Source organism: Halpernia sp. GG3 (assembly GCF_052976925.2).
Map to the genome: position 1 here is coordinate 75,534 of NZ_JBRIIR020000002.1, position 15,783 is coordinate 91,316.

Sequence of the window (15,783 nt, forward strand, 5' to 3'; positions counted from 1 at the left end):
TTGTGGCTTTTTTCTAAAATTTTATATTTTACATATCCTTCACAAAATCTAAAAATACTTTTTTGTGCAATTCGAGATCCAAATCCGGTGATAGGGAAGTGCGAACGATATAATCTTTGTCACCTTCTTTCGTAGTGCCTTGCGTGGAAGTGGCAGGAACCGTCCAATAACAACCTTTTAACTGGCCATAACTCACGCAGAATTTGCTTTCATTTGGAATCTGGGTGATCATTAAGTTAATTAATTTTAAATTTAAGTCTCTTTTATTTTTCTCTTTTTCTGACGGCGTATTGCCTTTTGCGGGAAGATCTAAAGAAAAAACGGAAGGTGTAAAACCTTGCTCCGCCAGATCTTCTGAAACAAAATTGATTTTTGCCTCTGGTAAAACCTCGTGAATATAATTAACGAACTCGCGGGTATTTTTATAAGCGTCTTTAATTCTTTGCGTCATTGAAGGTAACTGTTTCGCCAAAATTTCATATTGAAGATCGGTCGCTTCATTATCACAAAGATTGAGATGCAATTCTATTTTATCTAAAATAGCGTCAGTTTTAGAATTTCCAATAACATAACCTGCTGTGCATTTCCCGCCGCTTGGAAACTTAGATCCACTGGCGTAAGAAATACTCCGAACCGTCGAAAGTATTTCATCTTCACCCAAAAAAAGATAATTCGGGCAAAAAGTTTGATCTAAAACAAAAACAGGATCTACTGCAGTTTCGCCCGTCGAAGTTTTGCGCTCTTTACTTAAAACAGCCTTTAAATCTTCAAGATTTGGAACTTCTACGCGAGGATTAGTGGGGATTTCCGCAATGATGTAGGGAACGGCATCTTCTTTACCTATTTTTTCTAAAATAATACCCAGACTTTGCACCATTTCATTATCACCATCAACGGGCAGATCTACCACTTCTACATTGTTAAGTGATTCAGCGACACGTCTTGCCTGATCATTTGTGCCGCCGTAACAGTTAGGTGGCACAATAAATTTAATCGATTTTCCAGGATGTTTTTCAATCGCTTCGTGAACGAGACCCATCATAATTGCATACTGTGTGGAAAGTCCGCTCGTTGCTACCAAAACTTTGCTCGTGGTTCCGGTAATTTCATGTACAGAATTGGCAACGCTTTTTTTATCGGTTTCTCGATTGCTTTCTTGAGATTTAGATGCTGATCCGTTGACAAGCATTTTCAAAGCAGTGAGGGAATCAGCAGGTGTCATAGCAACAGTTTCCCGACGTCTGACGTGCTGAATATCTGCTATATAATCTTCATTCTTTGAACCATTAATTAAGAGAATACTTCCCAAATTTAAATAAAGACTTATTAGAAAATCAATATTAGGGTTTAATATTTTTTCATCAGATGATGCAGTTAAAACCGTATGATCCTGAGAAATAAAAATTGTACTTCCGTGAAAGGATTCGACATTTTCTAAATTCTCAACTTTCTTTACTTCAAATTCATAACCGTAAATTTCTTTTACAATTACTGTATCGAAAAATTTTGGTAGATTTTCGGTATAAAGAATCTGCGTTGTTTTTTTTCGTACAGCATTAGTTCTCAAAATTGCCAAGATGGGCATTGTCTGGGAAGAAAAACTGATCACATTATCTGCGTTCAAATTATATTGTCTTGCAATTCCCCATTCCAGAATACAGGAAAGCGGATGACCCAACCGAATATAATCGTATGCTGTTGGCAAGGCTTTTAAGGCTGAATTTTCAAAATTATTAACTTTAAATAAATGTTCAAAATGATTCAAAAAATCACTTTTTGCGGCTTGTTCATCGTAAATATCCAGACGATGAGTGGTTAGTCCCAACCAATCTTTTGGTCTATTTTCAACAACATTTTTAATATAATCAATTATTTTATTTTCTTTCATAAATCTTCTTTTAAGAGGTACGAAAGATACGAAAATTAGATTTTTTTAAAGAAAATTAGTTGGATTAATAGGGTGAAATTTAACAGAAAATTATAAATTCTGGTAAGTTGTCTTTTGTGCGATTAACCTTATGGAAATAGGAAATTCTACCACAATTCTATTTTATCCAATATTAATTTAAAACTTTCATTCTCTTTATTGCCAATTAAAAAGGTGATTTCCTGAATGCTATCGTCGGAAAAATTCGGCAGATCTAATTTTTGTCCGCGAAAAACAGGATACATATCTTCCAAAGAAATCTCTATTTTTTGCAATTCACCAGAAGTGTGGAAACTTGAAATATAAGAATGACGCTCCTTTACATTGCTTTTAATTCTAAACTGGTAATCCTTGGCATCACCTTTTAAAGTTAAAATAATTTTATTGAAAGATTTTACACCGGCGACATTTAAATTATGTCGAACAGAAGAAAATCCACCATTATTGGCTAACGAAATATTACCTTCAAAAACACCAAAACCTTCTGAATTTAAATAATAGTTGCCGGCTGATTGGCCGCCCATTACTATATCGTCAACGACCGTCCAGTCCTCAATATTTGAATTTTTATTAAAATTATAAATTGTTTTCGCTTCCATATTTATTAATCAGGAGTTGAAGTTACTGATTTAAAGTACAAAAAACATTAAATGAGAAAGATCCAAATTAAAAAATCTGGATCTTTAGTCTTGAAATTAAAATGACTTAGTTGTTAGTCACTGACAATTTTACTTCAATATTATTTCTTGTCGCATTAGAATAAGGACAAATTTGGTGTGCTTGATCCGTTAAAGATTGTGCCTCTTCCAAAGAAACGCCTGGTATATTGACATCCATTTCAACTGCTAAACCAAAACCGCCATTTTCAATTTGACCGATGCTCACTCTTGCAGTAACAGAAGTTTCGCCGGTTTCAATTTTAGATTTCCCAATTACTAAACTTAGCGCACTACCAAAACATGCAGAATATCCTGCTGCGAAAAGCATTTCTGGATTTGCGAAATCATCGTTTGCTCCACCTAAAGCTTTTGGAGTTCTTACCTCTAATTCTAAGATGCCGTTTTCGCTTTTCACATGTCCATCTCGGCCGCCTTTTGCTGTTACGCTTGTTGTATAAAGTGTTTTCATTTTACTTTGATATTTTAATTAATAATTTATTGACTGTTATTTTTAATTCCTCTAAATCTTCATCACTAAGATTAAGTTTTTCTTGCATTTTTGTAGGAATAGCGCAGGCTTTCTGCTTTAAATCGTTACCTATTTTGGTAAGAAAGACTTCTACCGCACGTTCATCCTCTTTTTTTCTTTGTCTCAAAATATAGTTTTTAGTTTCCAATCTTTTAAGCAATGGCGTTAAAGTACCGCTATCTAAATATAATTTTTCACCAATTTGATTAACTGTTAATCCTTCATTTTCCCAAAGTACCATCATCACTAAATACTGTGAATAGGTAATATCCAATTCCTCCAAAAACGGACGGTACATTCCAGTTATTTCTTTGGAAATGACGTAAAGTGGAAAGCAAAGTTGATTTCCTAATTTTGGGGGATTTTGATTTTTCATAATTTTAATTGTAGAATTATTGAAAAAATTATCTTATTATAATAAATTCTTCCATCGGAATTCGTACTTTTTTCATATGCGCTAAATAATCATTGGCATCATCTCGATAGCCTAAATATAGTAAAGTAACGCTTTTTAAACCTAATTTTTCGAGTCCTAAAATTTCATCTACAACCGCGTTGCTAAAACCTTCTGCAGGTGTAGAATCTATTTTTAATTCTGCAGCTTGAGCCATTGATAAACCCAAAGCAATATAAGTTTGACGGGCGGTATGTGCGAAATGTTCCTCCGGTGTTTGCCCATTATACAAAACTTTAATTTGATCTGTGTAACTACTAAATCTTCCTCTCGGTAAATCTCTCACATCGGTGTGGTGATCGTAAACTTTATCAATTTTTGTATCAGAATAACTGTCCCAAGCGGCAAAAACTAAAACCTGGGAACAATCTCTCATCACCTCTGGATTAAAAGCGCCTTTTACCATTTGTTCTTTTAACATCTGATCCTCTACAACGATCACTCTAAAAGGTTGCAATCCGGATGAAGTTGGAGCTAATCTCGCAACTTCTAAGATTTTATTAAGATCCTCTTCTGATACTTTTTTTGTTGAATCGTAAGCTTTAACTGCGTGTCTCCAGTTTAAATTTTCAATTAATGACATAATTTTCAATTAAAATATTACGGCAAATATAGTGCGCAATTAAATTGTGTGCAATTTTAAATCGATAGAATTATTACATATGTCTTATTTCTACTTTCTACTTTAAATAATCAGTTCAAATATTAATTTTTAGATAATTAAAAAATTGTAATTTTATTTAATATAAAAATTTAGAAAATTATGCAAACGGAAAACATCATATTAAAAATTACAATTTTAGAAAATGTGAAAAAAGTGTGGGAATATTACACAAAACCTGAGCATATTATAAAATGGAACTTTGCAGAGTCTACTTGGCATTGTCCTAAAGCAGAAAATAATCTGGAAGTTGGCGGAACATTTAATTACAGAATGGAATCAAAAAAAGATGATTTTGGATTTGATTTTAAGGGTATTTTTGATGAAATCAGACCTTCAAAATTATTAAAATTTCATCTTGATGACGGACGGAAAGTTGTAGTAGATTTTAATAATATTGACGAAAAAACGACCGAAGTGACCGAAACTTTTGAACCAGAAAATGATAATTTAATTGATATGCAACGTGATGGTTGGTATTCAATTCTGAATAATTTCCATAAATATGTAGAAAATAATTAAATAATTTCATCAACAAAAATAAATTCTATGGAAACTTTACATTTTGAAACTGAAATTTGTGCCTCGCCTGAAAGAATATGGAAAATCCTTTGGAGTAATGAAACTTACTCAGATTGGACGCAGTTTTTTGCAAAAGATTCTGTCTTTAAAACCGATTGGAAAATTGGCGGTCAAACTTATTTTTTAGATCCAGAAGGAAATGGGATGGTTTCTACAATTTCCAGTTTAGATGAGCCTTTTAAAGTTGTTTTTAATCATTTAGGTTTGGTAAAAAATCATATCGAAACTATCAAATCTAAAGAAGTAGAAGAGTGGAGCGGAATGGAGGAAAAATATTTTTTAACGCAGCGCGATGGTTTCACGCATTTAAAAGTAATTGTGCGTTCTCCAAGCGAGTATCATGAAACTATGAAAACTGGATTTATAAGAGGTTTAGAAATGGTAAAAACTTTATCACAGAAATTATAATATTTTAATTTTTGTTCTTTTTCTTTTTATTACTTTTCTTGCTTTTCTTCTCAGTTAGTTCCTCTACAAATTCTCTTAGAGCAGATTTTTGCTTTTTTTGCTTTTTGATTTTCGGGACAACGCTTGTTTTTACGTCAAAAAATTGGTAAAGATCTTCAGTTGAAATGATATTTAAATCGATTAATCGTTCTATCAATTCTTTTGGATTACTCGTAAAGTATTTTTTTAAAAGTAATTTTAATTTAAAGTTTTGATACTCTTCCAAGGGAATTATAACTTGGTATTTAAAAATTCTACCTTCCTTTTCCGTGCTTAAAAATTCTTTTTCCACTAATATTTTAAGGTAGGTTGAAACCGTGTTTTGATGCGGTTTTGGATCAGGTAATTCTGCCATCACGTCTCTCATATAAGCAGAATCTAATGCCCATAAACTAAACATTATATCTTCTTCGGCAGGCGTGAGGTTTGTAATTTTCATATAAAACTTAATTAAAATTTAAAAATATAACAGAGACTAAAAGGGCAATAACTGTCCCGCTTAGAACTTCCTGAAATGTGTGTTTTTTTAAAATGATTCTGGTAATTCCAACAATTATACTGATCATTAACCAAATAATGCCAAAGATATGGTTTTGAGAAAAAAACAAAGCCGCTGTGAAAATATTTAAAGCCGTATGCATAGAACTTTTTATAAAAAAATTGCTGATCTGCATTATAAAAAGCAGGAGGAGTAAATAAATCATCACAAAATCTAATCTACTATTAATTAAATAATCTATTGAAATAAAGATAGCAATTGCTGCTATAAGAAAAATATAAAGTGATTTTCGTTCTTCTCTGTTTGAAACATCCGAATCAGAATATTTTCCGCTTTTAACACGTCTGTAAATCCAAAAAGAAACGGGTAAAATTAATAAGACGAATATCAAAATAAACTTTTTTAACCCGACCGGAAAACTGTTAAACTTTACTGTCACATAGGAAAAATAGAGTAGTAGTGAAAACAGCGGATTAAATAAATTTGAGATAAATTTTGCACTTTTTAAAATTAAAGATGAGAATTTACTTACCATAGATTTTTCAATCCTTCAAAATTAATATAAAAATAGGTATAGATAAAAATTTATTACCAAGGTTTCACCGTAAAAAAGAAAGATTTTTATTATTTTTGCGTAATATTTAAAGTTAGTGTGAAATCACCCGAGTCAAAACTTAGTAATAAAATATTACGGACAAAAGCGATTACATATGAGCCAAAAAAAATAAGAATCTACGTATGAAAGAATTTTCGCAAGAAGTTTACCTTAAGTGGTATGAAGATATGACAATGTGGAGAAGGTTTGAAGATAAATGCCGTTCTCTTTATTTGAAACAAAAAATCCGTGGTTTTTTACATTTATATAATGGTCAAGAGGCGATTCCTGCGGGTTTTACACATGCAATGGATCTATCGAAGGATAGTATGATCACGGCTTACAGATGTCATATTCATCCAATGGCGATGGGTGTTGATCCAAAAAGAATTTTAGCAGAATTATGTGGAAAAGCAACCGGAACTTCTGGTGGAATGGGTGGTTCAATGCACATCTTTAGTAGAGAACACCGTTTTTATGGTGGTCACGGGATTGTCGGTGGTCAGATTCCTTTAGGCGCTGGAATTGCGTTTGCAGATAAATATTTCGAAACTGGAGGTGTTAATATCTGTTTCTTTGGGGATGGAGCTTCACGTCAAGGTTCTTTGCATGAGACTTTCAATATGGCAATGAACTGGAAGCTTCCAGTCGTTTTTGTTGTTGAAAATAACCAGTATGCAATGGGAACACCTGTCAGTAGAACTGCAAATCATGAAGATATTTATAAATTAGGATTGGGTTATGAAATGCCATGTCTTCCAGTCGATGCGATGGATCCTGAAAAAGTAGCAGAAGCCGCTTATGAAGCTATTGAAAGAGCGAGAAGAGGTGATGGACCTACTTTTATTGAAGCCAGAACTTATCGTTACAGAGGGCATTCAATGTCTGATGCAGAACCTTACAGAACTAAAGAAGAAGTGGCGATGCATAAAAATGACGATCCTTTAGAATTAATTAAACAAAGAATTTTAGATAACAACTGGGCGACTAAAGAAGAACTTGAGGTTATTGAAAATAAATCTCGGGAGTTTGTGGATGAATGTGTAGAGTTTATGGAAAATTCGCCATATCCTACAAAAGATAAAGTTTATGAATACGTTTATTCTCAGGAAAATTATCCATTTGTCAATCAGTTCGAAGATAAAAAATAACAATAGTTGAGTTAATTTTTTTAAATAAATCATCATTAATCAATTAGCAATCATTATAAAAATATGGCTGAAGTAATTACAATGCCGCGCCTTTCTGATACAATGACAGAAGGCAAAGTGGCGAAATGGCATAAAAAAGTAGGGGATTCTGTAAAAGAAGGAGATATTTTAGCCGAGATTGAAACAGACAAAGCCGTACAGGATTTTGAATCTGAATTTGACGGGATCCTTCTATATGTTGGCGTTGAAGAAAACGGCGCTGCACCAGTTGATGCTATTTTAGTTATTATTGGTAAAGAAGGCGAAGATATTTCTTCTTTAAAAGGTGATAAAATAGAAAATGGAAATTCTGAAAAAGTTGAAGAAACAAAATCTGAAGAGAAGCCCAAAGCTAAAGCTGAGATTTCAAGTAACGAAGAAACTTCTAATGAAATTCCCGAAGGTGTAGAAGTTATCAATATGCCACGTCTTTCTGATACAATGACGGAAGGAAAGGTTGCGAAATGGCATAAAAATGTTGGCGATAAAGTAAAGGAAGGCGACATTATTGCTGAAATTGAAACTGATAAAGCTGTACAGGATTTTGAATCTGAATTTGACGGAACACTTTTGTACAGAAGTGTGGAAGAAAATGAAGGCGCACCAGTAGATACCATTTTAGCGATTATCGGACCGGATGGAACAGATGTTTCTGGAATTGTTTCTGGAGGTTCTGCTTCAAAAAAATCTGCCGAAAATAAAACTGAAAGTTCACCAACAGAAAATAAAACTGCTGAAATAAAAGAAGAAGCTCCTGCAAAAACTGAAACGCACCAAGTTCCGAGCAATCAAAATTCAACCGACCGTGTTGCAATTTCTCCCTTAGCCAAGAAAATGGCAGAGGGAAAAGGGATTGATTTAAATGCTCTTAAAGGAAGCGGAGATAACGGAAGAATTGTAAAAAAAGACATTGAAAATTATCAGCCTTCAGCGAAAGTTGAACCTGCAGCGGTACAGAAAATTGCAGATGTTGCTGCCGTAAAAGCTACACCAGTTCAAATTCCTAATAATTTTGTTGCGGGTGAAACTACAGAAACACCAAATTCTCAGGTTCGAAATATTATTGCAAAACGTCTAACTGAAAGTAAATTTTCTGCACCGCATTATTATTTAATGGTTGAAATCATTATGGATAAAGCGATCGAAGCCAGAAAAGAAATTAATACTTTGCCAGATACTAAAGTTTCATTTAATGACATGATTATTAAGGCAACGGCAATGGCTTTACGTAAACATCCGCAAGTAAATTCTTCCTGGCAAGCCGACAAAATTATTCACCATGGTGATATAAATATTGGAGTAGCCGTTGCAATTCCTGATGGTTTAGTAGTTCCTGTGTTGAAAAATACAGATTTTATGAATTACACGCAGATCTCCGCTTCTGTAAAAAATTTAGCTGGAAGGGCAAAATCTAAAGGTTTGAAAGCCAATGAAATGGAAGGTTCTACATTCTCAGTTTCAAATTTGGGAATGTTTGGTATTGAAACTTTTACCTCTATCATTAATCAGCCAAATTGTGCTATTTTATCTGTTGGTGCAATTGTTGAAAAACCGATTGTAAAAAACGGACAAATTGTGGTAGGAAATACAATGAAATTATCTTTAGCGTGTGACCATAGGGTCGTAGATGGTGCAACGGGCGCAAAATTTCTACAGACTTTAAGGATTTATTTAGAAAGTCCGCTTAGTTTACTGCTTTAAAAAATATTTTTTAAAAATAGGTAGAACCGTTTAAATTTTTAAGCGGTTTTTTTTATTATTAAATTTTAATTGTAATTAAATTCAAATCCCTATTTTTGATGTTATGATTAAAGCAAAAAATATTCATAAATCTTACGGCAATCTGGAAGTGCTGAAAGGTGTCGAAGTCCATATAAAAGAAGGTGAAGTAATATCTATCGTTGGTGAATCAGGTGCAGGAAAATCAACACTTTTGCAAATTTTAGGGACTTTAGATTCTCCAACTACTACTAAAAAATATAAGACAGAAATCACCTTAGACGGTGAATCGTTTATCAATATGAATGACAGGCAATTATCTAAATTTAGAAATGAAAAAATAGGTTTTGTCTTTCAGTTTCCTCAATTATTACCAGAGTTTACGGCGTTCGAAAATGTATTGCTTCCCACGAAAATCGCTGGAAAAAATGTAAAGGATTCTATGGATAAAGCTTATGCTTTATTCGATGACCTCCGATTAACAGACAGATTACATCATAAACCACATGAGCTTTCTGGTGGTGAAGCGCAAAGAGTTGCCGTGGCAAGAGCATTAATTAATTCGCCAAAAATTATTTACGCCGATGAACCTTCCGGAAATTTAGATTCCAAAAATGCCGATGATCTTCACCAGTTATTTTTTGATTTACGTGACAAATACAACCAAACCTTTGTGATTGTGACGCACAACCAAAAATTGGCAGAAATTACGGATAGAAAGTTGATAATGAAGGACGGCCTAATTATTAATTAATTTAAAACAGATGTCCATTAAATTACTTGCTGAAGACGACCGACCTCGCGAAAAATTTGCTTTAAAAGGAAAAAGTTCATTATCGGATTCTGAGCTTTTAGCAATAATAATGAGTAGCGGAAACCGTGAAGAATCTGCGGTGGAACTGGCAAGAAGAATTTTAGAGTCTGTCGGCAATAACTGGCACAATCTCAGTTTGCTCAATCTTCAGGATTTAATGAAATTTAAAGGAATCGGTGAAGCAAAAGCTATTTCTATTTCAGCAGCATTGGAAATTGGTCGGAGAAAATCTTCGCAGGAAGTACCCGAAAAAGTAAAAATTGCGAACAGCACCGATGCGTTTAAAGTTTTTCACCCACTTCTTGCAGATCTTACAGCGGAAGAATTTTGGGTGATTTTTCTCAATCAAAATAATAGAATTTTAGGTAAATCTCAGCTTTCAACCGGCGGAATTAATTTCTCTTTGGTAGATTTGCGTATACTTTTTAAATTGGCTTTAGAGTTTTCTTGCAGTGCAATAATGATTGCGCACAACCATCCTTCGGGAAATCTCAAACCTTCAGAAGCTGACAATACAATAACCAAGGAAATTGCTGAGGCTGGCAAAATTCTAAAAATTCAACTTTTAGACCACCTTATTATTACACAAAGTACTTATTTCAGCTTTGCAGATGAAAATTTGTTATGATCAAAGTTTTACAATATTCAGAAATAAATTTTGAGAAATATTCCGAATGCGTAAAGCATTCACAGCAGTATAAATATTCTGCAGAGAAATTTTTTTTAGATATTACTTCAGGTCATAGCTGGGATTTGTTGGTTCTAAATGACTATGAATTTGTAATGCCAGTTCCTTTTGTAAAAAAATGGGGTTTTAAATTTGTTATAAATCCGAAGCTTTGCCAGCAGCTAGGAATTTTTTCGAAAGAAGATAAACTTGAAATAAATGATTTATTTTTAGATTTTTTAGAAAAAAAATATTTTATTTGGTACTATGCTTTTAATGCAAAAAACGTATTTTACAGACCATTATCAACAAGAAAAAATTATTTTATAAAACCGGATAATTATGAAAATGTGCAGCGAAAATATTCACCAAAGCGTAAAAGAAAATTACGTCTGGATGAAGAGGTTTTACATAATTCATTTGTGTCCAAGGAAATAGATTTTGGACTTGCCTTGGATTTCATTAAAAAAAGTATTTCCAAAATAATTAGATCTAAAGATTTACATAGTTTTGTAGCTCTTTTTGAAAGGCTTCATCAAAGTAAAAGTTTAGAATTATATGGTTTTTTTTACCGTGATAAATTAATTAACCTGGTTGCAATAGATGTTTCAGAAAAAACTGTTGCGCTTCTTGGAACTTTTAATGAGCCCGATTTCATAAAAAATGGCGGCTCATCAATTTTAATAGATAGAGTTCTAAAAGATTATATCAATACTAAAACTTTTGATTTTGAAGGGAGTGAAATTCCTTCCGTTGAAGAGTTTTTTCGGGGGTTTCGTCCTAGTTTAGAGCATTATTCTTTTTTACAAAATTCTAAAATTGAAATTCTAAAATTGAAATTATTTAATTTAAAATAACAAATAATCAGTCATTAAACGCCAAAATTGAAATGGGGAAATATTTTAAAATAGATAAAATTGCTTTATTATTTTTGACTGTATATTTAAGTATAATGTCTGTTTATCTTTACAAGCATCAATACTATAACTCTGATATTGAGGCTTATATGGGTTTGGTTTATCAAAATAACTTTCCTAAAATGGATATTGAAACCATTCATAAAAAGGTGTACGCAGAGCTAAAAATAAAAAATCCTAAACTTTTGGAAGCTAATAATTCTGCAACAGAAAAAACAATTGGCGAAAACACTTACTACAAAACTATTGCTCAAAGCCCCGAAATTTATGAAGAAGAATTACAGCTGTTCAAGGTGAAACCATTCTACAATTTCATTAATTTAGGTTTTTATAAAATAGGTTTTAGTGCTTCTGTCTCTACCTTTATGATTAGTATTGTAAGTTATTTTCTTATTGTTTTTTTTATTTTTTTATTTTTTAAAAGTCAACTGTCTAATGTTTTTTTAGCGTTATCATTATCTATTTTGGTTTCTTTATTTAAGCCACTTTTAGAAGCTTCAAGACATGCTTCGCCTGATGTTTTAGCGTGTTTGTTACTGCTTGTAAGTGTTTATTTTATATTCATTAAAAGAAATCTTTTTGTGGCCACGATTTTTGGAATGCTTTGTATTTTAACACGACCAGACTACTTTATTTTTTATTCGTTATTTCTGGTGTTGCTTTATTTTTTTAGAAAAAACTTCAATTTTGAGGTGAAAACCCTGCTTTTTTCATTTGTGTATTTTCTCTTATGCTTTGGCTTAATACAGTTTTTTAATCAGATTCCGTGGTCTGTTTTATTTATGAATCAATTCACGAAAGTGCAGTTATACCCGGTTTCTCATCCAGATGTTTTGCGAATTTTAGATTATTTTAATGTCATAAAAAGCAGTTTATTCCTGGAGTTTAATGCGTCCTATTTTCCAATTTTATTGATGATTATAGTTTCAGTTTTATCTAGCAAATATTCATTAAATAAAGAAAACATTCAGTTTTTCGCTTTTTTCTTATTAATCATTTACGCATCAGTTTTTATAAGATTTTTTATATTTCCATCACTTGTAAATAGAATGATGCTCGGTTTTTATTTACTTATTATTTTATCTGTAATTTTTATCCTGAACGGCAAACGACAATTATTTAGAAATTCTTCTACTAAGAGATAAAATATCAGTAATTTTGCACCCTGAATTTTGATATGAATTTCGAGAGTTATTATCCTTACGCTTTTGCCTTAGTTATCGCAATTCCATTTCTGGTTTTTGCTCGTCAGTTTGTTTTTAAATTTATTGAATTAAAAAACAAAGAGATTCAGATTTTAAGCTTAAAATCCAATTCCGAAAATAAACTTCAGGCTTACGAAAGAATGACGCTTTTCTTAGAACGTTTAAAACCGTCAAATTTAGTAATGAAGTTTGACAGAGATCTAAAACCTAACGAATTTATATTTCTTACTGAAAAAAATATTCGGGAGGAATTTGATTATAATGCTTCGCAACAGCTATACGTGAGACAAACTACTTGGAATAATGTGGTAACTTCTAAAAATAATATTATTCAACTTTTACATAAAACTTATGAAGAAGTACATAATTTAAAAGATTTAGAAGATTTTAAAACAGTTTTTTTAATGAAGTATGTAGAAGATTCAGATTTTATTTCAGAAACAATAAATGATATGCGCAGAGATGTTGCGCTTTTAAACTAAAATATATTATAAAATGATTCCAAATTTCAAAGCCCATCCGTGGCACGGAATTTCCGCCGGAGAAAATGCACCTGAAGTGGTGACTGTGTACGTAGAAATAGTTCCTACAGATACAATAAAATACGAAGTAGACAAAGAAAGCGGTTATTTAAAAGTAGACAGGCCACAAAAATTTTCAAATATTATTCCAGCATTGTATGGATTTATTCCAAGAACTTATTGCCATGATGAAGTGATGAAGTTAGCTGTTGAAAGTGGTTCAGAAGACGTTGCTTCAGGTGATCATGATCCTTTAGATATTCTAGTTTTGAGTTCTCATAATATACATGCTGGAAATTTCTTAATGGATGCCATTCCGATTGGTGGTTTTAAAATGATTGATAAAGGTGAAGCTGACGATAAAATTGTTGCGGTAATGGTTGGTGATCAGTCTTACGGACATTTCCGTGATATCTCAGAATTACCGCAAGCAGAAGTTTCAAGACTGCAGCATTATTTTTTAACTTACAAAAATTTACCAACAGAACCTTCTAAGTGTAGAATTGATTTGGTATATGGCTCAGATCACGCAAGAGAAGTTATTCTTGCTTCACAAAAAGATTACGCAGATAAATTTGGTGGCTAGTTTCGAAAACGATAATTGTACTTATTAATAATTACTTTATTAAAAGTTTATGCATCTTAATTTAAAAGATAAATATGAAAATGTTTATCTTTTTTTAATTTAAAGCATCTACTTTGATTGGAATTTTCTATATTTAACACCAATTTAACAAAAACTTTTTAAACTATGAATTTATTTTATTTGGTGCCGGTTTTCGGTATCTTGGCTTTAATTTATACTTTTATCCAAAGCAGGTGGGTCACAAAACAGGATGCGGGCGATGAGAAAATGAAGTTGATCAGCGGCTATATTTCCGATGGAGCAATGGCTTTTTTAAAAGCGGAATATAAAATAATGGGATACTTTGTTGTCATAGTTGCTATACTTTTAGCAATTATGGGTTCTACAAATGAAAATTCTCATTGGAGTATTGCAATTTCATTCATTGTGGGCGCCATTTTTTCGGCATCAGCAGGGTTTATTGGGATGAAAATCGCAACAAAATCAAATGTAAGAACTACGCAAGCTGCAAAAACTTCTTTGGCTCAAGCATTAAAAGTTTCATTTACGGGTGGAACTGTTATGGGATTAGGTGTTGCCGGTTTAGCTGTGCTAGGTTTAGGTTCTCTTTTTATTATTATTAAACAAATTTTTGCGCCAGATGCAGCTGTGAGCTCGCACGAAATGGAAAAAACTATTGAAATCTTAACAGGTTTTTCTTTAGGTGCGGAATCAATAGCACTTTTCGCGAGAGTTGGCGGTGGAATTTATACAAAAGCAGCCGATGTAGGTGCTGATTTGGTTGGTAAAGTAGAAGCGGGAATTCCTGAGGATGATCCTAGAAATCCTGCAACTATTGCAGATAATGTAGGAGACAATGTAGGAGATGTTGCCGGGATGGGCGCCGATTTATTCGGTTCGTACGTGGCCACAGTTTTAGCAACGATGGTTTTAGGTAGAGAAACTATTTCGGTTGACAATTTTAATGGCTTTGCACCGATTTTATTACCAATGTTAATCGCTGGAACAGGAATTATATTTTCAATCTTAGGAACATTTTTTGTAAAAATTTCGGAAGATGTGGGATTAAGTACGCAAAAAGTACAAAACGCTTTAAACTTAGGAAACTGGGGAAGTATCCTGATTACGGCATTTGCTTCATTCTTTTTGGTAAATTATCTTATGCCGGAACATATGGAATTGCGCGGTCACGCTTTCACTAAAATGGGTGTTTTCGGTGCCATTATCGTCGGTTTAATTGTTGGTACTTTAATGAGTGTTATAACAGAATATTATACGGCAATGGGTAAAAGACCGGTTCAAAGTATTGTTAATCAATCTTCCACTGGTCACGCAACCAATATTATTGGCGGTTTGGCCGTCGGAATGGAATCTACTTTTTTGCCAATTTTAGTTTTAGCAGGTGGAATTATTGGCTCTTATGCTTTTGCAGGATTATATGGTGTCGCAATCGCCGCTGCCGGAATGATGGCAACGACGGCAATGCAACTAGCAATTGATGCTTTTGGACCAATTGCAGATAATGCCGGTGGAATTGCCGAAATGTGTGAACTTCCAAAAGAAGTACGAGAAAGAACAGATATTTTGGATGCTGTTGGTAATACAACTGCTGCGACCGGTAAAGGTTTTGCAATTGCTTCTGCAGCTTTGACCTCATTGGCTTTATTTGCTGCTTTCGTTGGTATTGCCGGCATTGACAGCATTGATATTTACAGAGCGGATGTTTTAGCCGGATTATTTGTGGGTGCAATGATTCCATTTATATTTTCGTCATTGGCAATTCGTGCAGTTGGTGAAGCTGCAATGGCAAC

The 15,783-nt window shown here is 33.0% G+C and carries 18 protein-coding genes; 11 read left to right on the plus strand and 7 right to left on the minus strand.

The window, feature by feature from the left end:
* Positions 1 to 28: 28 nt before the first annotated feature.
* The 5 genes from ACVBED_RS00360 to ACVBED_RS00380 form a co-directional block, all read right to left on the minus strand.
* Positions 29 to 1,888 (minus strand): PLP-dependent aminotransferase family protein, encoded by a 1,860-nt coding sequence (locus ACVBED_RS00360; protein ID WP_473094299.1) that lies wholly within the window; start codon positions 1,886 to 1,888, stop codon positions 29 to 31.
* Between the two features lie 146 nt (positions 1,889 to 2,034).
* Positions 2,035 to 2,526, minus strand: a complete 492-nt coding sequence (locus tag ACVBED_RS00365; protein WP_473094300.1) for a CIA30 family protein — start codon at positions 2,524 to 2,526, stop codon at positions 2,035 to 2,037.
* A gap of 106 nt (positions 2,527 to 2,632) precedes the next feature.
* Positions 2,633 to 3,055, minus strand: a complete 423-nt coding sequence (locus tag ACVBED_RS00370; protein WP_473094301.1) for an organic hydroperoxide resistance protein — start codon at positions 3,053 to 3,055, stop codon at positions 2,633 to 2,635.
* 1 nt (position 3,056) lies between these two features.
* Positions 3,057 to 3,491, minus strand: coding sequence for a MarR family winged helix-turn-helix transcriptional regulator (locus ACVBED_RS00375; protein WP_473094302.1), 435 nt, complete (start codon positions 3,489 to 3,491; stop codon positions 3,057 to 3,059).
* A gap of 28 nt (positions 3,492 to 3,519) precedes the next feature.
* Positions 3,520 to 4,152 carry an NAD(P)H-dependent oxidoreductase gene (locus ACVBED_RS00380; protein WP_473094303.1) on the minus strand — a complete coding sequence of 211 codons (633 nt, stop codon included), beginning with the start codon at positions 4,150 to 4,152 and terminating at the stop codon, positions 3,520 to 3,522.
* A gap of 180 nt (positions 4,153 to 4,332) precedes the next feature.
* On the opposite strand from ACVBED_RS00380, the gene ACVBED_RS00385 reads away from it, so the two are divergent.
* Together ACVBED_RS00385 and ACVBED_RS00390 are read left to right on the plus strand one after the other, a co-directional pair.
* Positions 4,333 to 4,752, plus strand: a complete 420-nt coding sequence (locus ACVBED_RS00385) for an SRPBCC domain-containing protein (RefSeq protein WP_473094304.1) — start codon at positions 4,333 to 4,335, stop codon at positions 4,750 to 4,752.
* Positions 4,753 to 4,779: 27 nt separating this feature from the next.
* Positions 4,780 to 5,220 carry an SRPBCC family protein gene (locus ACVBED_RS00390; RefSeq protein ID WP_473094305.1) on the plus strand — a complete coding sequence of 147 codons (441 nt, stop codon included), beginning with the start codon at positions 4,780 to 4,782 and terminating at the stop codon, positions 5,218 to 5,220.
* 4 nt (positions 5,221 to 5,224) lie between these two features.
* On the opposite strand, the gene ACVBED_RS00395 is transcribed toward ACVBED_RS00390, so the two are convergent.
* Positions 5,225 to 5,698 carry a BlaI/MecI/CopY family transcriptional regulator gene (locus tag ACVBED_RS00395; protein ID WP_473094306.1) on the minus strand — a complete coding sequence of 158 codons (474 nt, stop codon included), beginning with the start codon at positions 5,696 to 5,698 and terminating at the stop codon, positions 5,225 to 5,227.
* A 7-nt stretch (positions 5,699 to 5,705) separates the two neighbouring features.
* Positions 5,706 to 6,149, minus strand: a complete 444-nt coding sequence (locus ACVBED_RS00400; protein ID WP_447120011.1) for a phosphatase PAP2 family protein — start codon at positions 6,147 to 6,149, stop codon at positions 5,706 to 5,708.
* 347 nt (positions 6,150 to 6,496) lie between these two features.
* On the opposite strand from ACVBED_RS00400, the gene pdhA reads away from it, so the two are divergent.
* The 9 genes from pdhA to ACVBED_RS00445 all read left to right on the plus strand — a co-directional run.
* A complete protein-coding gene (gene pdhA / locus ACVBED_RS00405; RefSeq protein ID WP_473094307.1) occupies positions 6,497 to 7,504 on the plus strand; it encodes a pyruvate dehydrogenase (acetyl-transferring) E1 component subunit alpha in 1,008 nt (335 codons plus the stop codon).
* Between the two features lie 63 nt (positions 7,505 to 7,567).
* Entirely contained in the window at positions 7,568 to 9,244 is a 1,677-nt protein-coding gene (locus ACVBED_RS00410) for a 2-oxo acid dehydrogenase subunit E2 (RefSeq protein ID WP_473094308.1), read from the plus strand.
* Between the two features lie 103 nt (positions 9,245 to 9,347).
* A complete protein-coding gene (locus tag ACVBED_RS00415) occupies positions 9,348 to 10,016 on the plus strand; it encodes an ABC transporter ATP-binding protein (RefSeq protein ID WP_473094309.1) in 669 nt (222 codons plus the stop codon).
* A 10-nt stretch (positions 10,017 to 10,026) separates the two neighbouring features.
* On the plus strand, positions 10,027 to 10,704 hold the full coding sequence (radC, locus tag ACVBED_RS00420) for a RadC family protein (RefSeq protein ID WP_447120012.1): 678 nt from the start codon (positions 10,027 to 10,029) through the stop codon (positions 10,702 to 10,704).
* A complete protein-coding gene (locus ACVBED_RS00425) occupies positions 10,701 to 11,600 on the plus strand; it encodes a hypothetical protein (protein WP_473094310.1) in 900 nt (299 codons plus the stop codon). Before radC ends, ACVBED_RS00425 begins: the two co-directional genes overlap by 4 nt.
* A 95-nt stretch (positions 11,601 to 11,695) precedes the next feature.
* Positions 11,696 to 12,805, plus strand: coding sequence for a hypothetical protein (locus ACVBED_RS00430; protein ID WP_473094311.1), 1,110 nt, complete (start codon positions 11,696 to 11,698; stop codon positions 12,803 to 12,805).
* A 32-nt stretch (positions 12,806 to 12,837) separates the two neighbouring features.
* Entirely contained in the window at positions 12,838 to 13,347 is a 510-nt protein-coding gene (locus ACVBED_RS00435) for a DUF7935 family protein (RefSeq protein WP_473094312.1), read from the plus strand.
* Between the two features lie 13 nt (positions 13,348 to 13,360).
* Complete coding sequence (locus ACVBED_RS00440) at positions 13,361 to 13,972, plus strand: inorganic pyrophosphatase (RefSeq protein WP_473094313.1); 612 nt, start codon at positions 13,361 to 13,363, stop codon at positions 13,970 to 13,972.
* A gap of 165 nt (positions 13,973 to 14,137) precedes the next feature.
* Positions 14,138 to 15,783, plus strand: a 1,646-nt coding sequence (locus tag ACVBED_RS00445) for a sodium-translocating pyrophosphatase (RefSeq protein ID WP_473094314.1), incomplete at its 3' end; no start/stop codon positions are given.